Source organism: Tractidigestivibacter sp. (genome assembly GCF_057241865.1).
The window spans coordinates 18,791-44,625 of sequence record NZ_DBHHPX010000010.1 but is presented as its reverse complement, the minus strand read 5'-3'; the positions used below and the strand labels follow the sequence as shown (position 1 = coordinate 44,625).

Annotated in this window: 24 protein-coding genes; 10 read left to right on the top strand and 14 right to left on the bottom strand. The window is 62.0% G+C overall.

Annotated elements, in window-relative coordinates:
* Positions 1–46 precede the first annotated feature (46 nt).
* On the top strand, positions 47–490 hold the full coding sequence (gene mscL, locus ACO59D_RS04930; protein WP_130812898.1) for a large conductance mechanosensitive channel protein MscL: 444 nt from the start codon (positions 47–49) through the stop codon (positions 488–490).
* 641 nt (positions 491–1,131) lie between these two features.
* Here mscL and ACO59D_RS04925 read toward each other — a convergent pair.
* The 6 genes from ACO59D_RS04925 to ACO59D_RS04900 all read right to left on the bottom strand — a co-directional run bounded on the left by ACO59D_RS04925 (position 1,132) and on the right by ACO59D_RS04900 (position 6,712).
* Positions 1,132–2,238 carry an SIR2 family NAD-dependent protein deacylase gene (locus tag ACO59D_RS04925; RefSeq protein WP_485126015.1) on the bottom strand — a complete coding sequence of 369 codons (1,107 nt, stop codon included), beginning with the start codon at positions 2,236–2,238 and terminating at the stop codon, positions 1,132–1,134.
* A 198-nt stretch (positions 2,239–2,436) separates the two neighbouring features.
* Positions 2,437–3,414, bottom strand: coding sequence for a type I phosphomannose isomerase catalytic subunit (locus tag ACO59D_RS04920; RefSeq protein WP_485126014.1), 978 nt, complete (start codon positions 3,412–3,414; stop codon positions 2,437–2,439).
* A 122-nt stretch (positions 3,415–3,536) separates the two neighbouring features.
* The gene (locus ACO59D_RS04915) at positions 3,537–4,928 is read right to left on the bottom strand and encodes a cation:proton antiporter (protein WP_485126013.1); all 1,392 of its coding nucleotides are present in this window, start codon (positions 4,926–4,928) and stop codon (positions 3,537–3,539) included.
* A 36-nt stretch (positions 4,929–4,964) separates the two neighbouring features.
* Positions 4,965–5,570, bottom strand: coding sequence for a TetR/AcrR family transcriptional regulator (locus ACO59D_RS04910; protein WP_485126012.1), 606 nt, complete (start codon positions 5,568–5,570; stop codon positions 4,965–4,967).
* A 168-nt stretch (positions 5,571–5,738) separates the two neighbouring features.
* The gene (locus tag ACO59D_RS04905; RefSeq protein WP_485126011.1) at positions 5,739–5,987 is read right to left on the bottom strand and encodes a hypothetical protein; all 249 of its coding nucleotides are present in this window, start codon (positions 5,985–5,987) and stop codon (positions 5,739–5,741) included.
* A 68-nt stretch (positions 5,988–6,055) separates the two neighbouring features.
* Entirely contained in the window at positions 6,056–6,712 is a 657-nt protein-coding gene (locus tag ACO59D_RS04900; RefSeq protein WP_485126010.1) for an HAD family hydrolase, read from the bottom strand.
* Positions 6,713–6,836: 124 nt separating this feature from the next.
* Between ACO59D_RS04900 and ACO59D_RS04895 the strand changes: the two genes are divergently transcribed.
* From ACO59D_RS04895 to glpK, 5 genes are all read left to right on the top strand, one after another.
* Positions 6,837–7,478: a glycerol-3-phosphate acyltransferase gene (locus ACO59D_RS04895; protein WP_485126009.1), complete on the top strand. Its 642-nt coding sequence runs from the start codon at positions 6,837–6,839 to the stop codon at positions 7,476–7,478.
* A gap of 131 nt (positions 7,479–7,609) precedes the next feature.
* Positions 7,610–8,524, top strand: coding sequence for a choline/ethanolamine kinase family protein (locus ACO59D_RS04890; RefSeq protein ID WP_485126008.1), 915 nt, complete (start codon positions 7,610–7,612; stop codon positions 8,522–8,524).
* 77 nt (positions 8,525–8,601) lie between these two features.
* Positions 8,602–9,819, top strand: a complete 1,218-nt coding sequence (gene eutH, locus ACO59D_RS04885; RefSeq protein WP_485126007.1) for an ethanolamine utilization protein EutH — start codon at positions 8,602–8,604, stop codon at positions 9,817–9,819.
* 479 nt (positions 9,820–10,298) lie between these two features.
* Positions 10,299–11,312: an alpha/beta fold hydrolase gene (locus ACO59D_RS04880; RefSeq protein WP_485126006.1), complete on the top strand. Its 1,014-nt coding sequence runs from the start codon at positions 10,299–10,301 to the stop codon at positions 11,310–11,312.
* Between the two features lie 2 nt (positions 11,313–11,314).
* Positions 11,315–12,808 (top strand): glycerol kinase GlpK, encoded by a 1,494-nt coding sequence (gene glpK / locus ACO59D_RS04875; protein WP_485126005.1) that lies wholly within the window; start codon positions 11,315–11,317, stop codon positions 12,806–12,808.
* 2 nt (positions 12,809–12,810) lie between these two features.
* Here glpK and ACO59D_RS04870 read toward each other — a convergent pair whose 3' ends face one another.
* The 5 genes from ACO59D_RS04870 to ACO59D_RS04850 form a co-directional block, all read right to left on the bottom strand.
* Positions 12,811–15,321, bottom strand: coding sequence for a homocysteine S-methyltransferase family protein (locus ACO59D_RS04870; RefSeq protein WP_485126004.1), 2,511 nt, complete (start codon positions 15,319–15,321; stop codon positions 12,811–12,813).
* Between the two features lie 18 nt (positions 15,322–15,339).
* Positions 15,340–16,047: a vitamin B12 dependent-methionine synthase activation domain-containing protein gene (locus tag ACO59D_RS04865; protein ID WP_485126003.1), complete on the bottom strand. Its 708-nt coding sequence runs from the start codon at positions 16,045–16,047 to the stop codon at positions 15,340–15,342.
* 4 nt (positions 16,048–16,051) lie between these two features.
* Positions 16,052–16,918: a methylenetetrahydrofolate reductase gene (locus ACO59D_RS04860; RefSeq protein ID WP_485126002.1), complete on the bottom strand. Its 867-nt coding sequence runs from the start codon at positions 16,916–16,918 to the stop codon at positions 16,052–16,054.
* 134 nt (positions 16,919–17,052) lie between these two features.
* Entirely contained in the window at positions 17,053–17,898 is an 846-nt protein-coding gene (locus tag ACO59D_RS04855; RefSeq protein WP_485126001.1) for an HAD family hydrolase, read from the bottom strand.
* A gap of 308 nt (positions 17,899–18,206) precedes the next feature.
* Positions 18,207–18,905, bottom strand: a complete 699-nt coding sequence (locus ACO59D_RS04850) for a prepilin peptidase (protein ID WP_485126000.1) — start codon at positions 18,903–18,905, stop codon at positions 18,207–18,209.
* A gap of 284 nt (positions 18,906–19,189) precedes the next feature.
* Here ACO59D_RS04850 and ACO59D_RS04845 point away from each other — a divergent pair, with 284 nt between their 5' ends.
* Entirely contained in the window at positions 19,190–20,362 is a 1,173-nt protein-coding gene (locus ACO59D_RS04845; protein ID WP_485125999.1) for a cation diffusion facilitator family transporter, read from the top strand.
* A gap of 8 nt (positions 20,363–20,370) precedes the next feature.
* The gene (pth2, locus tag ACO59D_RS04840; protein ID WP_485125998.1) at positions 20,371–20,817 is read left to right on the top strand and encodes an aminoacyl-tRNA hydrolase; all 447 of its coding nucleotides are present in this window, start codon (positions 20,371–20,373) and stop codon (positions 20,815–20,817) included.
* A gap of 11 nt (positions 20,818–20,828) precedes the next feature.
* Here the strand turns inward: pth2 and ACO59D_RS04835 are convergent, their stop codons facing one another.
* Positions 20,829–21,194: a hypothetical protein gene (locus ACO59D_RS04835; protein ID WP_485125997.1), complete on the bottom strand. Its 366-nt coding sequence runs from the start codon at positions 21,192–21,194 to the stop codon at positions 20,829–20,831.
* Between the two features lie 355 nt (positions 21,195–21,549).
* On the opposite strand from ACO59D_RS04835, the gene cysK reads away from it, so the two are divergent.
* Both cysK and epsC read left to right on the top strand, forming a co-directional pair.
* Positions 21,550–22,461, top strand: a complete 912-nt coding sequence (cysK, locus tag ACO59D_RS04830; protein ID WP_485125996.1) for a cysteine synthase A — start codon at positions 21,550–21,552, stop codon at positions 22,459–22,461.
* Positions 22,462–22,475: 14 nt separating this feature from the next.
* Positions 22,476–23,138: a serine O-acetyltransferase EpsC gene (gene epsC / locus ACO59D_RS04825; RefSeq protein ID WP_485125995.1), complete on the top strand. Its 663-nt coding sequence runs from the start codon at positions 22,476–22,478 to the stop codon at positions 23,136–23,138.
* Positions 23,139–23,279: 141 nt separating this feature from the next.
* Here the strand turns inward: epsC and ACO59D_RS04820 are convergent, their stop codons facing one another.
* Both ACO59D_RS04820 and ACO59D_RS04815 read right to left on the bottom strand, forming a co-directional pair.
* A complete protein-coding gene (locus tag ACO59D_RS04820) occupies positions 23,280–24,626 on the bottom strand; it encodes an MFS transporter (RefSeq protein WP_485125994.1) in 1,347 nt (448 codons plus the stop codon).
* Positions 24,627–25,802 (bottom strand): metallophosphoesterase, encoded by a 1,176-nt coding sequence (locus ACO59D_RS04815; RefSeq protein WP_485125993.1) that lies wholly within the window; start codon positions 25,800–25,802, stop codon positions 24,627–24,629.
* Positions 25,803–25,835: the final 33 nt, after the last annotated feature.

Here is a 25,835-nt window from a genome sequence, read left to right as displayed (position 1 = left end):
GCATTTTCCTAGCTAGCAAAATGGCAGTTCCGGAGGGGAGATTATCATGAAGGGCTTCTTCAGCGAGTTCCGCGAGTTCATCTCGCGTGGCAACGTGATGGACATGGCGGTTGGCGTGATCATCGGCGGCGCGTTTACCGCCATCGTGAACTCGCTGGTTGGCGATATCATCCAGCCGCTCATCACCGGTCTTACCGGCGGCAGCACAGAGATTGGCCTCGTGGTGAACGTTGGCGCCGCCCAGCTCAACTTTGGTGCGTTCATCTCGGCCATCATCAACTTCGTCATCATTGCGTTCATCATCTTCTGCCTGGTCAAGAGCATGAACAAGCTCTCCGAAGAGACCAGGAAGCTTGCCGGCAAGCAGGAAGAGGAGAAGGAGGCGGCCGCCCCCATCTGCCCGCACTGCCTGGAGGAGGTCAAGGCCGGTGCCACCCGCTGCCCGCACTGCGGTGGTGAAATCCCCGGCGGCGCGAAGCCTGCAGCGTAGATGGGCAAAGGGCATCAAAGTTATAAGTAGGTGCATCCGCGCCGGTAAGACCTACCCTGAGTGTCGGAGCAGGGAAATGGGATTCCGACTCGGATATCGCGCTCTAGCGCCCTGGTCTAAAACGTCACCTGATTTGAGGCCTCTGCTTCGGCGGGGGCTTTTCCTTTGCCATGAGCGCGCCCACGGCATCGGGGGCAGGGGGATGGCGCCATGTCTGAGACCGAGGCCGCCAGCGACAATATGGGCGAGTGGGCGGCTGCGCACAAGCCGAACAACGGGGCAAAATCGGCCCGCCGTTCAGCTACATTTGCGCGATAGCGACAAGGTCTATTGCTCTCTCGGCGTTAGTTTGGCGATTTTGCCTTGGACCAACAGTGGGCCCGTCGCATAAAAGTGCGATATCGTACGGTTTTTTGTTCATCGCTGCATGAAATGGCGTTATCGTAAGGCGGTTTTAGCGCCGTAAGATAAAATATTGAATCATGTTTGCATATTTATGTATATTTTATATTATATATGCAAAATCACGCAAACATGGTTGAAATTTTTATCCTGTTGGCAAAAAGGGACCGCACGATATCGCGTTTTCATGCAGCGGTTGCCGAAAAACCGTACGATATCGCCTTTTCGTGCAAGATGGCTCAACCGTGGGACGCCCATTCGCTGCAGGCTTCGGCTTCTCTGAAGAAACCCCGACGTGTAACGCTTATTGCACCGTGAGAGACGGGTTGAGCGCAGAAACACCAGTGGCGGAATAAGGTGGAGACGTCGGACCCCGCCTTGCGCGTACATGCGAGCTGGCTTTTCTGACAGCCAAGGGGAGGGCCCACAGGCATTGCCGCCGCGGGGCTCTCCCCCGTGTCTGCCATACGCCCATCGACTACCTCCACCTCGTAATCTCCTTCTTCGACCGGGGACGGAGATGCCCCACGATGCGGGAATCGGCCAAGCTTCGACGAGACGAGACTCACCGCCCTCGAGGCGTCTGCCGTGATCGTGAGCGCACGCGATCCAAGCTGCGCCGGAGCAGAGGCATCCCCGACATTCACGTTCACATAGAAAGCTCTAGGGAAGCTCTCTACCATGCTCCAGAACGGCAGTTTAATGATCGCTGGCGTCATCGAACTCACGCCCATCTCAAGGAAGAGCACGTGCTCGGCACCTTCCGTCAGATGGTCATGCAGAAACGTCTCATAGGCAGCGCGCGCAGCCTTCCACTCTTTGCTCTCGCAGAAGTGCTCATCGCGAATCCAGGGAACCATCAGATGGTGGCACTCAGAACAGCGCGGCAGAAGGTCGTATTTGATGCATGGCACACTGTTCACAATCTCTGTCGCCGCAACAAGCTCGTCTGCATGTGAGAGGAAGTCCTCCGTATTGTCGGTGCATGGCTGGCTGCACTGCACGAAGCGCAGGTTTCCCTGAAACTCCCAGACGCGGTCTCTTCCGAAGGCGCGTGGCACCTGCCCAGCCACATTCGTCGTGAGTACGACGTGCGGCTTCTCTGCGAGGATACGGGCGAGCCCTTTGTACACCTTGCCAAGAGGTAGGCGCGCCACATAGGCGAAGACCGCCGAATTGAACGCCCGCGCCTCCTCGTTCGATGAGAAGGGGTGGTAGAGCCCATCGAAGAGCGTCCTGAAGCCATGGGCCCTCTCGAAGGGACCGAACGCCTCGCCGAACGTGGCCGATGGATGGTAGAAGTCGTATCCGACGGAGGTGGACACCCCCGACCCGATGCCTACCACTACGGCATCTGAGCTGTCGATGAGTTCTGCCAGACGCTCGGCCTTGCGCTCCAGAGCCTCTTATCCCACGCCGGCTGTGGTGCGAAGCGCCTCGGTGATATCGCCGTCCCCGACAGGCAAGCGGCTCTGGATTGCGCGGGGCACGAGTGGCGCATCTGCTGCCGAGACGCTTCCGGGCACCGATCCTTGACCGTAAACTTACTCCGGAAGGTGCGAGGTGATGAGGGTCATCTCGCCCGCCAGGCAAACGTCACCGGAGCCAGACGGGACTAGGAAGTGGCTTCCCGCGCACACCCCGTGCTCGACGCCGGCGCCATCGCAGGCGGTTCCGGAGCCCTCGATCACCGAGAGGCACATGAACGGCCATGGCTGCTCAAGGACCTTCTCGCCAGAGACGCGCACGCGCTCGACATCGAAGTTGGGGCAGGCCATAAGCTCGGTCACGCCATCCCTCTCGGACGCGGTGACCTTGCCCGACGCGGGCGGGACTTGGTCGTAGTCAACCACGTCGAGGGACTGCCTCACATGGAGCGGACGCTTGGTCCCGTCGGGTTGTACGCGATCGTAGTCGTAGACACGGTAGGTGACGTCGGAGGACTGCTGGGTCTCCAGGATGAGCGTGCCACCCATGATGGCGTGCATGGTTCCCGGCTCGATGCGGAAGAAGTCGCCGGGATGGATGGGCACGTAGTTGAGCATATCATCCCAACGGCCCTCGGCAATCATGGCCGCAAGCTCCTCTCGGCTCTTGGCACGCTGTCCCACAATGATGCGCGTTCCGGGCTCACAGTCGATGACGTACCAGCACTCGCGCTTGCCGAGCGAGCCATTCTCGTGCGCGGCTGCGTAGGCGTCGTCCGGATGCACCTGCACAGAGAGGTCCTCGCGCGCGTCGAGGATCTTGACAAGCAGCGGGAAGCGGTCTCCCTCGGCCCCGGCAAAGAGCTCATGGTGGCCTTCCCAAAGCTCGGAGAGGTGAAGGCCGTCAAACTCGCCGCCAGCAACCGTGCAGTCGCCGTTGGGGTGAGCCGAGATGCCCCAGCACTCGCCAATAGGGCCATCCGGGATGTCGTAGCCAAAGCACCTCTCAAGCTCGCGACCACCCCAAATCTTCTCGTGAAAGATGGGCGCGAGGAAAATGAGGTCTCGTGCCGAACCAGTTGCTGCGCCTGCCATACGAGCCACCCTTCCCAAGACCACCGTCAACGTAACCATCATACGATTGACCCGCCGACGAATCCTCCGCACCAGACACTGCAAGAATCTGACATATTTTATTTTTTATATTACAGGCCTAATCATGTACGATTGGAACTGTCCGTGGTCTCGTCTCCATCGTGTCGGGCAATGTATTCGACGGATGAGAGGCCCCTACCCAGTTCGCGCTTGCGACGGGCGCGGGCGGCCTCAAAGCGCCTGCGGGAAGCCCGGATTGCCTGGCGCTGACGAGCCAAGGCCTCGTTCGCGTTCTCCTTGCCCGAAACGATATTCGAGAGGGCGTGGACGGGATGCGCCGGCGCAGCCACACGTACGGCTGAGGTAAGGATAGGCACCACGAGTACCGTAATTGCGCCGGCCGTCACCAGAACAGAGGCGTCCTGCGTGGTCATAGCACCCGCATCGACCACAATCTGGGTGATGGCCACCACAAGCGGCAGCGCCATCACGCAATAGGCAGTGGTCACAAAGCGCTCCTGCGACTGCATGCCACGAGTCTCGGGGTTCACGTGCAGCGATATCGCCACCGAGACGCCACGCACCACCAAAATGAGTCCGATGAAGAGGAAGAGCAGGCCGGGGTCAGAGAGCGCCGCGGCAAGATCAATCCCTGCGCCAGAGATCACGAAGAACGCAGGGATGAGAAAGCCGTTGCCGATGGCCTCGATTCTCTCCTCCAGCTCCTCGTTGCCGTCCGGGAAGAAGACGCGCAGCACAAAGCCAGCGGCAAACGCCCCCAGCACCGAGTCAAACCCAAAGACATCTGCGAGAAAGACTAGAAACACGAGGAGGAGCACTACGAGGCGAAGGGGCGTCTGCGTGCTGGCCCCAGCGCCTGACCGAACGAAGTCGCGAAAGCGCGCACCAAGTCGCGCGGTGGATTTCGAGAGGTGCGCGATGCGTACGCAGACCAGGAGGAAGGCCACAAGCACGATCACCGTGGCAACCAGAGACCTGGTGGAGAGCAGCAGCGCCACCGCTATAACCGGAAGCACCTCTCCCGTAGCGCCATAGGCGGTAACGGCGCGGCCCACGGGAGTGTCGGTGAGGTTGCGGGCACGCATGATGGGCGCCAGGGTTCCATATGCCGTGGTGGTGAGCATGATGGCAAAGGCAATGCCTGCCATGCCGGTAAAGCGCTTGAACCCGGTGAGGCTCGCAAGCGCAATGGCCGCCACCATGGAGATTCCCCAGCATATCGAGGCATGCCTTCCCAAGGGCCCCACGAGCTCTGGTGGCTTTATCTCGTAGCCGGCCATCAAGAAGAGGAACGCCATACCAAGCTCGGAGATGAGTGAAAGCGTTCCACCGCTGGGGCGAATCACGTCTGCCCCATAGGGGCCGAGAAGCGCTCCGGCAAACACGAGGAAGACGACCTCAGGGATAGCCCTGCCCGGAACGACGCTCGCCACGAAGGGGGCAAGCGCGGCAACGAGCATGGCGACCGAGAGCGAGAGGAGCTGGCTGGCCACCCTGGTACCTCCCGCCTCGCACGTTTCTCGACATATCTACTGGAGCGCAGCCCTCAGGCCCCCACGCACGAACGTGGAGAACCCGGCGAGATGCCCAGCGACCATGTGAAGGCCCTCATCGTTCGCAAGGATCTGGATGAACGCATCGGCACTCATGGTAGCAAAGAGGCGCGAAGAGAAGCCGTCTGCGCTGGCGGCGTTCTTGCGGGCCAAGCGATTCGAGACCATCTCGGCAATCTCATCGACCTTCTCGTCAAGGAACTCTTTGACCACGGGATTGTCTCGGTTGCTCAGGACAATCTTCGGGACCAGCGGATACTCCTTCATGAGCTCTGCCAAGCCGTCGGGCAGCGCCTCAACGTTTGTGGGCTCGCCCTCCCCGTCGCAGATTACGGCAATATCGTGCTCGATCCAACTCGCAAGAATGCTGGGAAGCTTGCTCATCAAAGGAGAAACAACGCTCTTGAACAGGTCTTCCTTGCTGGTAAAGAAGAAGTAGAGCGCCCCGGTTGTCACGCCGGCCTTCGAGCAGATCTGACGAAGGGAGGCACCCTCGTACCCGCACTCTGCAAACTCCTTTGTCGCTGACGCGACAAGACTCCTCTTTGTCTCGCCGCTGTCGGTCTGAGCCCTTCTCGACATCTGGCTACCGCCTTTTCCATCTTCAGCATGTGGCTAGATACTGCTAATACTCTGTCGACACTAGCCTGTACCAGCCGTTCATTATGAACTCAATGCGCAATTCACCACGCATTAGAAGTGCATTATTTGATAAAAATCTCAGAAACTTCTCCATGGCTTGCCAGCCGCTTAGGGCCGTGCGTCTTGAAGACGCAGAAAGTGGTCGCAGACATTGCTTCGCCGGAGGTACTCCTTACCATATGGATCGACAACGGGGACCAGTCCATCGGGACTGTCTGCAAAGAACATCTCCGGCTCCTTGTACACATGGGGCACCGCCAGCGTGAAGCCGCGGCTGCAGGTGCCCTGATACTTTCCGGTCTCCTTGTTTATGGCAAAGGAGCCGTAGATGCAATCCGAACAGTGAAAGCCAGCCATGAGAGAATCCTCCCAGTACGAGTCGGAAAAGCTGTTGGCGCACGGACGCGCGTGCTCAAGCTCCCACGCTAGCCCATTTCCCCTTGGGCGAGAAGGTCGCGCACCTTGAGCAGGCTCGGGCACACGCATGAAGCGACGGAACGAATCTCGTCGTTGGGACTGGCAAGATCGGGAACCATCACCGTATAGAAACCGCCCGCTGCTCCTGCGCGCACCCCATTGAAGGAGTCCTCGAGCACCATCGTGCGAGCGGGCTTGGTGCCCAGGCGCTTTGCCGCCTCGAGGAAGACGTCGGGCGCCGGCTTTGCGTGAGGGACCTCACTGCCCGGAACGATTACCTGGAAGCAGTCGAGATGGCCAATGAAGCGCAGGTTGCGCTCAATGCCCTCCTTGGACGAAGACGAAGCCACGGCGCAGGGAACGCCTTGCTCGCCCAGATACGCCAGAAGCTCATCAAGGCCCGGCTTCTTCTCGACTCCTTGGGCAAAGACCCTCTCGGCAAGAAGCGAGAAGTACGCCCAGAACGCCTTGGTGTCCAGCTGCGAGCTTACCATCTCGTGAAGGAGACGGACGGCATTGTCACCAGCCGAGCCACGCACTGCGTCGGCGAGGCCGGGTGGCACATCATAGCCAAAATGGGCCAGCGCCGGGGCCCAACACTCCATCCACACGGGCTCGGTATCGACCATCAGACCGTCCATGTCGAAGATGACGCCGTCGAACATGTGGCGCAACCCCTTCCATCGCTTTCTTAGGCACACGCCTCGTTGTAGGGTACCCTAACTGGGAAGCATCAAAACCTCTTCACTTCATCGATACCTTTGCGGCATCCATGGGAGGCTGACCGCCATGTCAGGTATGGGAATTGTGGTTGCGTGCTCGCTCGCCGTGGGCTACGCCTGCGGGTCATTTCTCACGGCGGAGCTGACGAGCAGGCATGCGAGCGGCAAGAGCGCCTTCGATGTGGGGGAGGGTAATCCCGGCATGGCAAACATGGGTGCCACCTATGGCACCACGTGGGCAGCGGTCACGCTCGCGGGTGACATTGCCAAGACGATTCTCGCGTTTGTGGTGGCAGGCGCGCTCTTCCCCACCGACGCTCAAGTTGCCAGCGCCACAGCCATGGTTGGCACGACGCTCGGACACGTGTTTCCCGCCTGGCACCACTTTCATGGCGGCAAGGGCGTGGCCACGACCTGCACGGGGATCATCCTCATGACGCCTGTGGCAGGAGGTGCTGCGGCGGTCATCGGCCTTCTCGTGGTGCTCTTTGGTGGCTACCTGTGCCTGGGCGCCCTGGCGATTCCCGCGGCGTGGCTCGTCATCGAGCTGGCCTTGGGGGACACGCTCCACGCGATTGCCGGTGCAGCGCTTATGATGGTTGCCGTCTTTTGCCACGGCGGTCCGGCGGCGGGCATCAGGGCTGGCAAGACGCCGCGCGCGGCGATAAGCGAGAAGTTCCTCTCGGCGTTGTTCAAGAATCATCGTTAGGTCGCATCTATACGAAGTCTGTCAATGGCGTGACGTGCTGTTCGTACACGATGCTGTTCTGTCTTTACGTTATCTTTGGGTGCACTGAATGCACAGCAAACATTCGCCGCCCGGCGAGTGGGGAGACGGCTATGCCACGGACAGCGACCGCCATTCGACTTACGGCAGACAAGACGACGCTCGACAACATCTGCGCGACACTCGGATGCACGCCATGCGACGTCACAGAGTTCGCGCCCATCGATGAGGGGCTCACGAACGACTCGTTCCGCTTCGTCGCAAACGGCAAGGCCTACGTCTATCGCAGGCCAGGCGCCGGAACCGAGAAAATCATCAACCGCGAGGGCGAGGCGTTTGCGCAGGGCATTGCCGCCAAGCTGGGGCTCGACCGTACCTTCATCCACGAGGACCCTCACCAGGGCTGGAAGATCTCGCGCTTCGTCGACGGATGCGTGCCTTTCGACTACCACAACCCCATCCACGTTGCCCGGGCCATGGAGATGGCACGCAAGCTCCACTCCTGCGGTGTCATGTCCAAGTGGAACTTTGACGTCTTCAAAAACACGGCAGGCATTCTCGAGCTTCTGAACAGCGACGAGAGGTCGCGCTACCGGGACTTTGAGACCATTCGCGCATGCGTTGAGGGCCTCGAGGAGCGCGTGCGCGCAACGTCTGGCGTGCCGGTCCTCTGCCATAACGACTTCTACGACCCCAACTTTCTCGTAAGGGGCACGGACATCTCGCTCATCGACTGGGAGTACGCCGGCATGTCCGACTACGCCAGCGATCTGGGGACCTTCATCTGCTGCAGCGACTACGGCTACGATGAGGCGCTCGAGGTTCTCCGTCAGTACTTCCAGCGCGACCCCACGGACGACGAGCTTTTCCACTGCATCTCCTACGTGGCATTTGCCGCCTGGTACTGGTTCGTATGGGCGCTCTACAAAGACCAGTGCGGCGACCCGGTGGGCGGCTGGCAGGACCTTTGGCACCGCTATGCCTCCGAGTACGGCAGGCATGCGGCACATCTCGCAAACGAGCTCTGATCGAACAAACGATAGGGCGCCCGGCGTCACTGATGACGAGCCGGGCACCTTCATGTAGATGCGACTAGGGGAGCAGCATGGAAGTCTTTGGAAGGATTGTCGTCTTCATCATCATGGGCTGCGCGGTAGCGGGGTGCGTTGCATCGGTCGTACGTCCCGAAAGCGAGCTGGGCAAGGAATTCGTGGCAGGCATTGACTCCATTGGTCCCATCTTCCTGCCAGTTGCAGGCATCATGGCGTCTGCCCCCTATCTCACCTCGTTTGTCTCGGCGGTCTTTGGGCCTCTCTTTGGCACCCTCGGTGCAGACCCCGCGATGGCAGCCACGACGGTCGTCGCTGTTGACATGGGCGGCTACCAGCTGGCAGACGCTCTCGCGCAGACGCGCGAGAGCTGGATCATGGCCATGATGACCGGCTACATGGCCGGCGCAACCATCGTCTTCACCGTACCCGTTGCGCTCAAGATGCTCGAGGCGAAAGACCGCAAGTACCTTGCCTTGGGCGTCATGAGCGGGCTTCTCGCCATCCCCATTGGCGTCTTCGCGGCAAGCGCGATCATCGCACTGGCAAACCCCGTGATTCGCGAGACCGTCTCGACCAATGCGGCCGCGACATACCAACTGGCTCTCACGTGGTCGCAGATCGCCCATAACCTGTTGCCGCTCATCATCATCTGCGTGGTCCTTGCCGTGGGGCTCGCCACCAGGCCCAATGCGATGATCCACGGGTTCATCGTCTTTGGTCGCGTGCTCGACAGCGTGCTCAAGATTGTCTTTGTCGTTGTGGTCATCGAGTACTTTACCGGATTCTTCTCGACCATCTTCGGCTCTTTTGGCTTCGACCCCATCATCGCGGATGAACAGGACCAGTTCCGCGCCCTGGAGGTCTCGGGCGCCATTGGCATGATGCTCTGCGGCGCCTTCCCCATGGTGTGGCTCATCAAGACATACCTCGATAAGCCCCTCTCGAAAATCGGTCGCGCCGTGGGCCTGAGCGCAGATGCCACAGCTGGCCTGCTTGCCGCATCCGCCAACGTGCTTGCCGCACTTGCCATGGTCAAGGACCTCAGGGCACGTGACAAGGTCATTGTGATCTCGTTCAGCGTGTGCTGCGCATTCCTCTTTGGCGATCACCTCTCGTTCACTGCGAACTTCCAGCCAACGCTCATCGTGCCCGTGCTGCTGGGCAAGCTCGCAGGGGGCGTCTGCGCGATATTCTTTGCGACACGTCTGGCGATACGAAAGGCCGAGGAGCTTGAGACACAAGACCTTGCGCTCGAGGGCCAGCAAGGGTAGGGCAAATCGACTCCAAGGCGGGGCGGTCTGCATAAAACTCCCCTAACGCGGGAGATTTCGGCTTTCCATGCACAAAACCGCCCTATCGCGGGGACTTCTGAGAGCGATGACATCAATGGCTGAACAATAGTTACAAGATTATGGATATTCTGTATGATTAATTTATAAGTATGAATATAGTAATTACATTCCTGATATTCGCATCCCAAAGTGCCCCGCGATAGGGCGGTTTTGTGCATGGCAGCTAGGATTTCCCGTCGATAGGGCACTTTTGTGCAACGACCGCCGGGAGCATCCGCGAGGGGCTGCGAAACTGGGAGGCCGTGGGGCCGTGCGAGCCCAGTGCACCGCGCACCTACCACTCGCCGACCCTGTCTGCCCACACGCAGCTCCATTTTGCGCGGCCACGGACATCTACCCACACCTCCGGGAGCGGCAAACAATAATGTTTGCTCAGTCACGACAGAGGAAGGAGCAGCATGTCTACAGAGGTCACCCTTGAGCGCTTTACGTTCCCCTCGACAGACGGTGTGTCGACCATCAGCGCGTGCGCCTGGTGGCCGACGGGCATGGCGTCGGCCAAAGCTGAGGAGAGGCCAGCTCCCCGAGGCGTAGTGCAGCTCGTCCATGGTATGGCCGAGCACATTGACCGTTACGACGCCTTTGCGCGCTTCCTCGCTTCGCACGGGTTCCTCGTGGTTGGCCACGACCAGATAGGGCACGGCCGCTCCTGCTCCCCAGAGCATTGGGGTGAGCTGCCTGTTGGGAGTGGGGCACGCGCGCTCGTGGAAGACATCGGCGTCCTGCGCGGCATTGCACAGGAGCGCGTTGCCCCAGGGACTCGCTACGTGATCTTTGGGCACAGCATGGGCAGCTTCGAGGTGCGCGCCTACGTCTCGCGCCATGGGGAGGGCCTGGCGGGGGCGGTCGTTTGCGGCACCGGATTTCTTCCCTCCGCAGCGTCGAGGGCAGCGCTCCGGATCACGTGGCTCGAGGCGTTCTTCAGGGGTGCGGACTATCACTCCGAGTTCGTCGACTCCATGGGGGCGGGCGGCTATGGCAAGGCCATCCCCGACGCCCGGACAAACCTCGATTGGCTCTCCTACAACCGCAAGAACGTCGATGACTACATTGCAGACCCCTCCTGCGGCTTCATGTTCTCCGTGGGCGCCTACCATGAGCTTGCCGCTCTCACCGCCGAAGCCAACTCACCCACATGCGCCGCAGGCGTTCCGCGAGACCTGCCGCTGCTCTACATTGCCGGTGCCGAAGACCCTGTGGGCAGCAACGGCGAGGGCGTCGAGAAGGCAGCAGCGCTAGCTCGTGGTGCTGGCTCCGCAGACGTAACGGTGAAGATCTATCCGCACATGAGGCATGAGATCCTCAATGAGGCGGGCCATGAGCAGGTCTTTGCCGACGTGCTGGCATGGATCGAGAAGCGCGTGTCCAGGAAAAGCGCAGCCGCTGCTGCCAGCGCACCCAAGGAGTCCTAGCCATGACAGCCGAGAAGTACGTCATTGCGCTCGACCAGGGCACTACCTCCAGCCGTGCGGTGCTCATCAATCGCGCGGGTCGCATGGTCGACTGCGTACAGCGTCCATTCCAGCAGATCTTTCCCAAGCCCGGTTGGGTCGAGCATAACCCGCAGGACATTCTCTACTCGCAGCTTGGCTCGCTCACGGAGCTCTTGGCCAAGCGCGGCCTCACAGCAGACGACATCGACTCCATTGGCATCGACAATCAGCGCGAGACGACCATCGTGTGGGACCCCACCACGGGCCAGCCCGTCTACAACGCCATCGTGTGGCAGTGCCGACGCACGGCGGGCCTCGTGGAACAGCTCTGCGGCACGCCGGGGGCTCGCCAGATGATTCAAGAGAAGACTGGTCTTCTTCCCGATGCATACTTCTCGGCCAGCAAAATACGCTGGATCCTTGACAACGTGCCAAGCGCCCGCGAACACGCCGAGGCAGGCGAGCTTCTCTTTGGCACCGTGGACACCTGGCTCATCTGGATACTCACCGGCGGGCTGGTACACGCCACCGATGCCACCAACGCCAGCCGCACGATGCTCTACAACATCCACGAGAACTGCTGGGACAAGGACCTGCTCGGCCTCTTTGGGATCCCGGCGTCGATGATGCCAGAGGTATGCCGCTCAAGCGGCCCGTTTGGCGAGACAAGCTACCCTGGCGTGCCGGCGGGCATCCCCATCGCCGGTGTGGCGGGCGACCAACAGGCAGCCCTCTTTGGCCAGTGCTGTTTTGAGCCCGGCCAGGCAAAGAACACCTATGGCACCGGCTGCTTCATGCTCATGCACACCGGTCACGAAGCAAAGCTCAGCACGAGCAACCTGGTCACAACCATCGTTGCCTCGGCACCCGAGGCAGAGGGCACCGAATACGCGCTCGAGGGCTCTGTCTTTGTCGCGGGCGCCCTCATCCAATGGCTCCGTGACCAACTCGGCATTGTCCAGAGCGCCGCCGACACCGAGTGGCTGGCCAAGAGCGTCGATGACACCGGCGGCGTCTATATCGTGCCAGCGTTCACGGGACTGGGGGCACCCTGGTGGAAGCCAGACGCGCGTGGGGCCATCCTCGGCATCACTCGTGGAACCACGCGCAACCACATAGCCCGCGCGGCGCTCGAGGCGCTTGCGTACCAGATTTTCGACCTAGCCGATGCCATGGCCCGAGATGCCGGACATCCCCTTGGCGTGCTCAATGTGGACGGCGGTGCCAGCGCGAACGACTTCCTCATGCAGTTCCAGGCCGACATCCTGGGCTGCGAGCTGAGAAGGCCGCAGAACACCGAGACCACCTCGCTGGGCGCTGCGTTTCTCGCGGGACTTGCCACGGACTACTGGAGCGGCATCGACGAGCTCAAGGCGCTGCGCGAGTCAGACGACGTGTTCTGCCGCCAGATGGACCCAGCGCGCGTGGAGAAGCTCGTGGCAGGCTGGCACGACGCCGTGCATCGCGTGATGTAGCCCTACCCCAGCACCTCTGCCGCAATGCGGGCCGTCTCGGTGGCGTCCTTTGCATAGAAGTCGGCGCCGACCATCTTCGCGTACTCGGGGTTGAGCACGGCACCGCCGACCACGACCTTGCACCAGGGGGCGTCCTTGCGGAGAAGCTCTATGGTCTCTGCCATGGCCGGAACGGTCGCGGTCATGAGGGCCGAGAGCCCGCAGAGTCTCACGTGGTCTTTCGCCACGGCGTCTGCGACCACCTGGGGCGGTACGTCTCGGCCGAGGTCAATCACGCTGTAGCCGTAGTTCTCCAAGAGCATCCGCACGATGTTCTTTCCGATGTCGTGGATGTCGCCGTGGACGGTGCACACCACGATTGAGCCCTTCTCGGGAACGTTGGCGTCCTGCCCGTTGGCGTCTACGGCCCTCTTGATGGTCTCGAAGCCCGCCTTGGCGGCCTCGGCCGAGGCCATGAGCTGCGGCAGGAAGAAGATGCCCTTCTCGAAGCGCTCCCCCACCACGTCGAGCGCGGGAATGAGCACCTCGTTGATGGCGTACATGGGGTCGTGCTCGGCGATGACCTGGGCTACCACCTCGGGCATGGGCCCCTTGCGGCCAGCAAGCACCAGCTCGCGGGCGCGGGCGGCGGGATCTGCGGGCTCAGCGGGAGCCGCGGTCGAGGGCACGGCACCCTTCTCGGCGGGTGATGCCGGCACGGGGGCGCGGTCGCTTCTCTCGGCATAGTTGGCCACGAAGTGCTGGGCGCTCTCGTCCTCGCCGGAGAGCACACGCCAGGAGTCGACTACGTCCATCATGCGCGTGAGGCAGGGGTTGATGATGGCGAGGTCGAGGCCGGCGGAGAAGGCCGCGGCGAGGAAGGTGCCGTTCACGAGAGGCCTGAAGGGCAGGCCAAAGCTGATGTTGCTCACGCCAAGCACGGTGCGCACGCCGGGAAGCTCCCGCTTGACCAGGCGAATGGCGTCGAGAATGGCCCCCGGCTGGGTCTGGTCGGTCGAGGCCGCCATGGTGAGACAGTCGATGACCACATCATGCCGTGGGATGCCAAGCCGTTCGCACTCGCGCACGATCTTCCTGGCAACCGCAAGGCGACCCTCGGCCGTGGAGGGAATGCCGTCCTCGTCGAGGGTGAGCCCCACCACAGCGCAGCCATAGTGCTTCACGATGGGCAGCACGCCTGCCATGGTCTGCGCCTTGCCGTTGGTAGAGTTGACCAGCGCCTTGCCGGGATAGCTGCGCACGGCGGCCTCGATCACGGCCGGCTCGGCCGCGTCAATCTGCAGGGGGAGCGTGCTCACGCCCTGGAGCTCCGAGACCAGCTGGCACATCACGGCACGTTCGTCTATTTCGGGGAGGCCGGCATTCACGTCGAGGATCTGGGCACCAGCGCGACCCTGCTCGATAGCCATGGTCATCACGTAGTCGTGGTCGCCCGAACGCAGCGCCTCTTTCATCAAGCGCTTCCCTGTGGGGTTGATGCGCTCCCCAATGACTCCCACCTGCCCATAGTCGAGCGAGCAGACGTCCTGGGCGCTCGACACGGCAAAGCTGTCGCGCACGTGCCGCCCGGCAGGCGCGCGACCAGAGAGGAGCTCGCGCTCGAGGGCAATGTGCTCTGGAGTCGTACCGCAGCAGCCGCCAATCACGGTGACGCCCGCATCCAGCATCCTCTCGACGTCCCTCGCGTACTCCTCGGGCCCAACGTCATAGGTGGTCACGCCGTCGACCACGTGCGGAAGGCCGGCATTCGCCTGCGCCATCACGGGGCATGACGCCCACGGGAGCATGCGCCCGACCAGCGGAGCCACCGCCGCGGGACCCAACCCGCAGTTGATGCCCACGACGTCGGCACCCAGGGAAGAGAGCGTGACCGCAGCCGCCTCGGGCGTAGTGCCCAGGAAGGTGCGCCCGTCTTCCCCAAATGTCATGGTCACAAACGCGGGAAGGTCCGAGTTCTCGCGCACGGCGAGAAGCGCCGCCTTTGCCTCGGCAAGGTCGGCCATGGTCTCGATCACAAAGAGGTCGGCACCGGCAGCGTCTGCGGCGCGCACCTGCTCGGCAAAGAGGTCATATGCGTCATCGAAGGGAAGGGGGCCCATGGGCTCGAGGAGCTGTCCGGTGGGGCCAAGGTCGGCCGCCACGTAGCGGGCACCGGCATCGCGGGCACAGGCGACCGCCGCCGAGAAGACCTCTTCGACGCTTGCGGCATCTCCCAGCTTGGTCGCGTTGGCACCGAAGGTGTTGGTTGTCACGACCTCGGCACCGGCGGCGACGTAGGCGGCATGCACCTCGCGAATCTCCACGGGATTCGTAAGGCACAGCAGCTCGGGCAACTCGCCCGCCGCCAGACCACCACGAGCCTGTAGCTGCGTGCCCATGGCACCGTCAAAGAGCAGGAACTCCTCACCGCGCAGCACGGAGGCGAGGTGCTCGTCGCGCACACGGCGAGGACGCAGGACAAGGCGGTCCCTGGGCCAGCGGGTCTCTTCCCGAGTGGAATCTTTGACGCTCATGAGCAGCTCCTCTCGCCGCTATCCGCGGCAGGTGTGGCCGGTGGGCCGAATGGTACAGAAGTCAAAGCAGGAGCAGCCGGCGCAGGTTGCGTGCGTCGATGGCTGGATGGCCTCGAAGAGGCCAACCACTGCCGTCACGCTCTTGGTTGGTACCATGAGCAGGGTATTTGTAAGGGTGATGCCAAGCTGTCGCTGGGCATCGAGGGCCTGGAGGAGCACGGGCTGCGTTGTCATGGGCATGTCACCGTAGCCAGGGCTAAAGCGGGAGTTGGCAAAGAGGCCACGCTCGTATCCCGCCGATACGATGGATGCCTCACAGGCATCGGCCGCGCGCTCGACCAGCGTTGTTGCTGCCGCGTCAAAGACAACCTGCCCAACGCGGTCAGTGAGCGAGAGGCGACGCAGCTCGCGCTCGACCCCCATGCCCACGGTCACCGCCATGACACCAACCGCAACGGCACCGTCCATGTGCTTTTGCATGGACGTGCCGAGAAGCTCCAGAGGCGTACCAGCAAGGCGAACGTAGGGCGTGCCGTCTTCCTTGGTACCGCGCCCCTCGGCATCGAAGATGCGCCAGACACCGCGAGGGGTGCCAATGGAGAGGCAGCGGCTCGCACCGCTGCCGATACGCCCCTCGAGCTCGGGCGTCATCTCCTGGCCCGCATAGCCCAGGTAGCGCAGCACCTCGGAGCGGTCGATTGAATCTATGGTGTACGACTCGACCATGGGATCATCCAAAGTAGCCCATGGCTGCAAGGGCGTCGTGGGTGGCGCGGGCAATCTCCGGATGGTTCATGCTGTAGATGTGGATGCCGTCGACACCGTTCTTGGCAAGGTCGCAAATCTGCTCGCAGGCGTACTCGATACCGGCGCGCGCCTGGTCCACCGGGTCATCCCCTGCACGCACGAGACGCTTCACGACCTTTGCTGGGATGGACGCGCCGCAGCTGAATGCCATGCGCTGAATCTGCTTGATGCTCGTGAAGGGCATGATGCCAGCCACAACGGGAAGCTTGATGCGGTAGCGCAGGCACTGCTCACGAAAGCGATAGAAGTCGTCATTGTCGAAGAAGAGCTGCGAGACCAGGAAGTCTGTCCCCGACTCCTGCTTGATGCGCAGGGTGCGCATAGACTCATCGAGGGAGGCGGACTCGACATGGCCCTCGGGATAGCATGCGGCACCGATGCAGAGCGAGGGCGCCGTCTCTCGCAGGTGAGCGATGAGGTCTGAGGCGTGCGCAAAGTCGACCACGTCCGAGCCGGGCCTGCGGTCGCCACGGAGCGCCAGTACGTTTTGGATGCCAGCCGCGCGCAGTCCATCCACGTAGGCGTCAACGTCGGCAGCGGTTGCGCCCATGCAGGTGAGGTGCGCCAGCGCGGTAACCCCAAGGTCACCCTCGATCCTGGCAGCAATGGGAACGGTGTTTGCCGAGTTCCTCGAGCCTCCCGCGGAATACGTCACCGAAATCCAGTCGGACCTATTCTCGGCAATCTGGGATGCAACTCGATAGGCCTCCTCAAGCGGCATCTCTCCCTTGGGTGGAAAGATCTCAAACGAGAGCGTCTGCCCTGCCGCAAGCTTATCAGTGATCCTCATAACTCCCCCATCGCACAGAAATGACCCCGAGCTTGTAACGACACATACTAAACCCGGCCAGACGGGCGCTTCGATTGGTTTACGGAATGGCTACCGAGAAGTCGGGGCACGTTGCCACGGCCGCCCATCACGCACTAGCCGCGCATGAACGAGGGCATCTCCCCTGCCGCAGTGGAGCGGGCAATGTCAAAGATGGCATCCGCCACCGCATCCTCGTCGGCGCGACCGATGTGCCAGCGAGCCGCCTGGGCTGCGACCGGCGTAGCGTTGCCCACCGCCACGGAGTTCTCGAAGCGCGTGAGGAGGGGCAGGTCGTTCTCGGCATCACCAAAGCAGCAGACCTCATCGTTCGTGAGGCCAAGGCTATGGGCGAGCCATTCCCCAGCGGCGCCCTTGTCCCACCCCGAAGGAAGGATGTCGATGTGCGGGCGCTCCTGCATGGGAAAGACGAAGTCGAGCTCGGGACATGCCTCCTTGAGTACGGAGCGAACTTCTCGGCCGCGAACAAAATCGCCCACGACTCGCACGTTTGCCTTCACGACGGGACGATCCGGAACCTCATCGACACTGCCTGTCACCACGAAGAAGTATGGCGCCCGGTACTTCTCGAGGTAGTCCGCGGGAGCCCTCACGGCATACTGCTCGCCCGTGCCGACATAGTCGAGAACAAGCCAGGCATCGTCCATGCTGTCAAGCACCCTGGCACACTGGCGGAGCGCCTCACAGCCGAGCGGGACCTCGTGGACGAGCTTGCCATCTACGTAGATGAGCTGGCCATTGTCAGCCAGCACCGTTGAGAGGCAGGCCTCGTCGTTGTCGAACATCCAGGTAAGGGCCGAGGGGGCCCTTCCCGTAGCAGGGGCAAAGTGCACGCCCGCAGCCTGTGCAGCATGGATGGCATCACGGGCATACGGCGTAACGACATGCTCTCCCGCCCATGCGAGGGTGTTGTCTAAATCTGAAAGGATGAGCTTGATCACGCAATCCCCCAAACAGCCATGGCCGAATCACATACAGGCCTTGCCCCACGAGTGTAACGCGATGCGAGCGCACCGACATTGCGGCCATCAGGCGCCCCGACGTAGGGGGGACACCGGGGCGCGAGGCCGCGCACTCGAAGGGCAAGACCATTCGACAGGGAGCGGCGCGAAGCGCGGGTCCCAGCCGAACCGCTGACGGGTATTGGGGGGGACCGCCAGTGGCCCACTTATGTTACGACTACCACGGCCCTCCCAACACTAAAAAACTTTTTATGCAATCAAACGTAAGGAACACAAGGTGCGAACGGTCATAATGCTCGGTAGGCGGTCAGAATGAGCACCGATGACATGATGGTTGGGGCAAGCGGGAAAGCACATGGAAATGAGGCCTCCTTGCTCCGCATGCGGCAGGCGAGCCACACACCGGCACAGCTTGCCAACACAAGCAGACACGAGAGCGCAACGCACGCCATGCCACCCATAGGCCCAAAATACAGCGCACATGCCGAGAGGAGCTTGACGTCTCCTCCCCCAATACCCCCTTCAGGGCTTCCCCTCACTCGAGCCCAGGCTAGACATGTCCCGGCGAGAACGGCGAGCACCGCAGCCCCGCCCGCGAGCGCCTCTCCCACACCGACAAAGACATGGGCACCGACCCCATCGTCTCCCAGCGCGCCAATGGCAACCAGACAGAGAAACACCCCACGAACGACGACGGGAAACGCCACCGCGTAGTTGGGTATGACGCGCCTCCCAAGATCGGTCACGCTGCACACGAGAAGGGCCACGATCAGCACAAGAAGCTCAACCATCTCTGGCAGCCCCTCGGCAGCAAGGCCCACACAGGCCCCCGCCAGTGCGCCGCAGAGAGACACCAGGGCTCTCGAACCTGCCGTCCATCCCCCAAGCTCGCGCTTGGCCGCAACGTGGCCCACGCCTCCCCCAGCGCATGCGCACAGCACGCACGCCACCAGGAGGCGAAGGCCCAGCATGCCTGTGATTCCCATAGCACCCCCTACCAACAAGGCTTCGCACATGGAGATGATATGCGAACACACGTACTCATTTCTGGCCCATAGAGGGTGCCAGACCGCTCGGTACTGGGGCAGAGCTAACAAGACGCATCGTATGACCTGCGCAAAGCACGAAAAGTGACCCAAGCCGTCAGATTCGTGACAGATTCGCATGCGGCGGAAACGCAACGCTTGGGGAACTCCAGGCCCTAGCTTGCGAAAAGGACTAGACTCATGCCCAAATGGCCCAAGCAACCCACCGAAAGGAGATGGCAGCGATGACAGAGTGGCTTGTGCGGAGGTTTCTCGCCAGCGTAAGCACAACGGATCCCGAAGGCAGAGCGCGCTATGGACAGTTTGCTGGCATCGTCTGCATCGTGTGTAACGTGGTGCTCTGCATCGTAAAGGGCACCGTGGGCATTGTCGCTGGGTCGGTCTCGATCGTGGCAGACGCCGTGAACAACCTGTCTGACGCCTCGAGCAACATCGTCGCACTTCTCGGCTTTAAGCTGGCAAGCAAACCCGCAGATGATGGGCACCCCTACGGTCACGGCCGCTTTGAGTACCTAGCCTCGCTCACCGTTGCCGCACTCGTGCTTGCCGTTGGCATCAACCTGATCATCACGTCAATCCAGAAGATCGTCTCTCCCGAGCCCCCGGAGTTTGGGCCAGCAGTCGTTGCGGTTCTCGTGCTCTCGATGGCCGTCAAGTCGTGGATGGCCGTCTTCAACGGCTCGATAGGCAAGCGCATCTCGTCCGAGACGCTCTCGGCCACTGCCATCGACTCGAGAAACGATGTCATCACCTCGGGCGCCGTCCTCGCAGCTGCCATCGTCTCATACTTCATAGGCATTGACCTCGACGGCATTGCCGGCACCATCGTGGGCGCATTCATCTGCTGGAGCGGCTTCTCGCTTGTGCGTGATGCAATCGACCCGCTTCTGGGCCGCGCGCCCGACCCGGCGCTCATCGCCCACATCCACGACAAGATCATGGGCTACCCCGGCGTTCTGGGAACGCATGACCTCATGGTCCACGACTACGGTCCAGGCCGCCAATTTGCAAGTGCCCATGTCGAGATGGCAGGCGAGGGCGACGTCTTTGCAAGTCACGACCTTCTCGACAACATCGAGCAGGCCTTCCTTAAGGAGGGTCTGGTCATGACCTTGCACTACGACCCAATTGTGACAGACGACCCACGCGTCACCGACATGCGCCACTGGATCTCCATCCACATCCGCGAGATTGACCCCCGTCTTACCATCCACGACCTGCGCACGGTACCAGGCCCAACGCACACAAACGTGATCTTTGACTGCGTGCGCCCGCACGACCTTGCAATGGCCAACGACGAGCTCAAGCAGGCCATCTCGAGGATCGTCACGGCAAGATACCCGCAGGCAGTCTGCAAGATCACCATCGACAGCAGCTACGTATCGTCGCAACAGTAAGGAATTCCATGACAGGCTACAAGTCCAAGCAAATGATCGTCATGAGGCGAGACCTCAAGATGCGCAAGGGAAAGATCGCGGCTCAGGCGGGGCATGCATGCGTGGAGGCGACGCTTATGGCACTTGCCCGCGAGGGACGTCCTGACCAGGTGCGGGTTCGTACCGCACCGGACGGGACGCCGGTTTGGGTCTACCTCGACCACCCGGAGGCAGATTCCACTCCCCTCTCTGACTGGTTTGACTCGGGGGTGGCCAAGGTCTGCGTGTACGTGGACTCTGAGGACGCGCTGCTCGACATTGCCGAGAAGGGCCGTGAGCAGGGCTTTGCCGTAGCGCTCGTGCGTGACGCGGGACTTACGGAGTTCCACGGAGAGGCAACGCTCACCTGCCTGGCATTCGAGCCTCTCCCCGCCGAGAAGATCGACCCCATCACGGGAGACCTGCCACTCTACTGACACGGCCCCAGCTAGGCAATCACCGCAAGCACAATGGCAACGATGACCAGCACAGCGGCAACCACAGGAAACGTGGAGACTGGCCGTGGGCGAGAATGGCGTGCCACGTAGGATGGCAGCTGCGGGATGGGTGCCTCGTGGATGCGGGCGTTTCTCGCCGCAGCAGCATGCTGAACCGCGAAGCACGACGTGTCTTCGCGGGGATGCGGTCTTGCGGCAGCGCCTCTGCGAACACGCTGGCGTCTGGAGGCAGTTGCGCGAGGCCTTGTGAGGGCGACCGAGCGCCCATACGGCGCACCGGCGCTTCCCCGCCTCTGGCGCTCCCCCGTCTGGATGGGGTAACTCGAGTACATGGCATCCCTCACAAAGATTGCCATCCCGAGCCGAGAACTCATGGCCCTGTGCATACAGGTATAGTCTACCCGGCTCACATTGCTGCTTGGACAGCAAATGCAGCAGGCTTCATGCAGGCGGTTCGTTTTTCTCCGTGTGCGGTCGTCTTCTGCTTCGACGTAACAACATCTTGTGCGAAGTAAGTCAACGGACTGCAACCTGTGGTAGGCGAGACGGAAATACCCCACCACCAAAATAGGATTTTGTTTCCGTTCATTAATTCCTACTTGTACAGTGGGTTTATAAGTGTCACCCTTGTTCGTGACGAGTTGTCCGGCGGAGGAGCCCCATTGGGAGCAGCCGACTTGCCTCGTCACCAGACGCACAAGGAGTAGCAGGATGAAGGCAGCAAGGAAGATCGAAGCCATCATTGGCTCAACCCCCCTCGTAGACCTCTCGGGGCTCGTGGATGGCGCAGCAACCATCTATGGCAAATACGAGGCCACGAACCCAGGCGGGTCCGTCAAGGACCGCATCGCTCGCGCGATGCTCGACGCGGCCGAGAAGGACGGCAGCCTGAAGCCCGGCGGCACTGTGATTGAGCCCACTTCAGGCAACACCGGCGTGGGCCTGGCCATGCTCGCTGCGGCACGTGGCTACAAGATGGTTCTCGTTATGCCTGAGACCATGTCCATTGAGCGCCGCAAGCTTGCCGCCTCGTATGGCGCACGCATCGTTCTCACGCCTGGCAAGGACGGCATGAGGGGCGCCGTTGCCAAGGCCGAGGAGCTCCGTCAGGGGACCCCGGGCGCCATCGTTGCCGGCCAGTTTGAAAACCCCGCCAACCCGCAGGCCCACTACGAGACCACCGGCCCCGAGGTCTGGAGGGACACCGAGGGCACGGTCGATTTCATCGTGGCAGGCGTTGGTACCGGTGGCACCATCTCCGGAACCGCTCGCTTCCTCAAGGAGAAGAAGCCTTCCGTTAAGGGTATCGCCGTCGAGCCCGCAGAGTCCGCGGTTCTCGAGGGCAAGCCCGCTGGCTCCCACAAGATCCAGGGCATCGGTGCTGGCTTCATCCCCAAGACCTATGACGCCTCCGTTGTTGACGAGGTTGTGCCCGTCACTTCTGCGACCGCCATCGACATCAAGAAGCGCCTCGCGGCAGACTACGGCCTGCTCGTTGGCATCTCCTCGGGCGCGGCGGTGGCCGCTGCCGTCGAGCTTGCCAAGCGTCCCGAGAACGCCGGCAAGGTCATTGTCGCAATTCTCCCCGACACGGGCGAGCGCTACCTCTCGATGGACCTCTAATGGACGCCCGCCCTATGACCCGCCCTGTCGGCGCAGCCAGCTCTGCCGAGGACACGCGGACCGTTGACGAGATGCCGCTTCACGAGGTCATGCGCGAGGACGCCTATGCGGCGCTTGAGCGTGACCCCTCGGCCACCTCGATCTGGGACATCGTGCTCTATTCCACGGGGACCCACATCGTCTGGACGTATAGGCGCCACCACTGGCTCTACACCCACGGCATGAAGGGGCTGGCCCTGCTCCTTGCCAAGCGTACCCGTCGCAAGCTTGGGGCAGACATCTTCCCCTCCGCGCAGATTGGCAGGCGCTTCTCGATTGACCACGGCATTGGCGTGGTCATTGGCGCCACGTCGATCATTGGCGATGACTGCCTTATCTACCAGGGTGTGACCCTGGGGATGACCGGCAAGCACGGTGGGAAGCGCCACCCCACGCTCGGCAGCAACGTCATGGTGGGTGCCGGGGCCATTGTCCTTGGCAACATCACCGTTGGCGACGATGCCAAGATTGCCGCTGGCTCGGTTGTCGTCCACGACGTCCCGTGCAACGTGACAGTTGCGGGAGTTCCGGCCAAGGTCGTGCGCGACCGTCGCTTTAGCGGGCCTCGCCTTGTGAAGGACGACTTTGACCCTACCAAGCTAGACGACGAGAACGTCCGCTGGTCCTGCGCACTGTAGTTTCTCGGCGCATAGCCCTTATCGGCCAGCGTTTGAACTGCATAGAGAGAGACCCCCGGCGTGAACCCGGCGCCGGAGGGTCTCTCTCTATGCATCACGTCGGAAGGGGGCCTTTCGGCGTCACTGGTGCATGCGGTGGCGTCACCCAGGCTCCCCCTCTCCTGCAGCAGCCTGGCGCTCGCGCACCTCATCCATGGTGAGCGAGTCCACATTCTTCACGAACAGCAGTGGCACGGCCGAGATAGCAGCGCAAACCGCAACGTAGACGTAGAGATATCGGTAGCCCACAAACTGCATGACGGCACCGGAAAGAATGGGCGTTACTATCTGCGCCGACATGCTTGCCGTATAGTAGAGCCCGGTGTAGCGCCCCGTCGAGTTGGCGCTCGCCAGCTCCATGATCATGGGATACACGGTGAGTGATACCGTCGCCATACCTATGCCAAAGGCGGCCACCCACATGTAGATGATGATTGAGAATTCTGAGGCACCTGAGATGAGCAGCGGGGACGCCACCATAAGCGCAATGCCAACGTAGGTCGTAACCTTTCGCCCTATCCTGCAGGAGAGTTCGGCCATGGGCATGTAGGCGACAATCGCCGCAAGCGTGGCCACAGTCTGCACCTGCGCGTAGGAACCCCCGGCCATGTCCCACACCACGTCTGCGTAACGAGAAATTCCGCTGGTCACGGCATTGTTCGCCATAAAGTAGAAGAAGACGCAGGCAAGCACGCAGACAAGGGAGCGCCTCCTCACCGGATCTTTCTCGCGCTCCTTGCCACCCTCGTCAGAGGCCTCAATCTCATCCTCGGGGATGCCGAGCTCGGCACTTTCGTGGTGCATCGCCCCGACTTCCCTAGGCTCGCGGAAGAACACCATGAAGATGATGGTCGTCATCAAAAGCATGAAGGAGATGACGAGGCAGACGGGAATGTAGTCCGGATTTTCCTCGGCAGGGACAAGCAGCGAGATGGCGACAAGCACAATGACGCCGCCCACGGCGGCCATAAGCGAGTTGAAGGCGTCGGCCTTGCTGCGCACCGGACGCGGCGTGACGTCGGGCATGAGCGCCACGGAGGGAGAACGGTAGATTGAGAGCACGACAAGCGTCGCTACGAGCACCGTCACAAAGAGTGGCAGGTTGTGCATGCCGTTAGCCACTGCGATAAGCGGGGTCAGCGCCGCAGCGAGAAGCGCACCCACAACGATAAACGGCGTACGCCTGCCCCACCGCGTAGTCGTGCGATCGGAAAGCGCTCCCATGAGTGGGAGCATGAAGAGCGCCAGCACGTTGTCGAGCGACATAAAAACGCCGGTCGAGGTATCGCCCATGCCAAAGGTATTCTTGAGCATGAGGGGGACCAGGCCGTCGTAGGCCTGCCAGAACGTGAGCGCCCCCATGAAGGGCAGCGTCACCAGGACGGTGCGCCTCACGTTGAGCATGGCAAGACTGCGGCCGACGATCTCGTCTTGCTTCTTCTCGGCCATCTACCTGCCCTTCCTCTGCCGCTTTGCCACACCGAGCGCAAGCGCCGCGACCGCCGCCGCACCAAGCGCCGGCAACGCAGGGCGAACCGCCTCGCGAGCCTCCTCCGCCGTGAGGGGGACCCGCTCGGACGCCCAATCCGTAAGGGGGCGCTCCGTTCGAGGACCAACGAGCTCCGCGTAGGTGAGAAGGCGCGTCACATAGCGCGCAGGGTCCTGCTCGTCAAAGATGAAGAGACGAGCCGCACGCGAGGTGCCTGGCCCGTAGGAGCCAAAGCCGGCGGCGGGTGCATAGCCAAGGTCGATGTCGCCGCAGCGGCAGACAAGCGTGTTCTTGTGATCGTGGCCAAAGTAGACCGCAAACGTGCTTCCCTCGCGAGCGAGGGCGGCAATCTCGCCGGTGTCCGTGTCGGAACCGCACACGGGTTCCCGAAGCTCTCCGGACACCCGCAGGTCGTCGATGGGAACGAGCGTGTGGCCGGGTCGGTAGTGGGCGCGAAACCCCGGGACGCCACGCTCGGCACCAAAGGCGTCGCACAGGCAGTCATATACCTGGGCAGGCGGTATGTGCTGGTAGAGAATGCAGGGCACCTGGTGTCCCATCCGCTCCGCAAGGTCGTGCGCACAGCCTGTGATCCATGAGGTCACGGCGGGGTCAAAGGGCTCGTAGCCGCCGACACCCGTGCCCGCACCGGAGTCTGCCATCATCACGGCAAGGCAGATGTCCTCTCGACCGTGCGACAACACAGGCACGGCAAGCGTCCCGGCACTACGGTAGAGCGCGGGCTCGCGAGATGCCACAAGCTCGTTCACGCACCCGGGAATGGCCCTGTACCAGCCCTCCTGTTCCTCGTTCCCAACGCCGCACTGGCGGTCGTGGTTGCCGTAGGTGACAACAAACGGAATGTTCCGCTCGATCATGGGGGAGCAGACCTTTCGCACCACCGTGCGGGCACGCGCCGCGCCATCGGCAAGCGAAAACTCCATCGCATAGCCCTTGATCTGGTCGCCGGTGAGCACCACAAGGTCCGGCCGCGCTTCGTCGAGGGCCGCGCGGATAAGCGCCATCGTGTCGTTGCGCACATGCGAGACCTCCTGGATGTCGGAGAGCTGCAGCACGCGGAAGTGCCCCTCGGAGTCAAAGCGCAACGGCCAGCCGTTCACGTGGTTCTCGTCCATCACATGCTCCTTCACTTGGGGGAAGACCCAGCA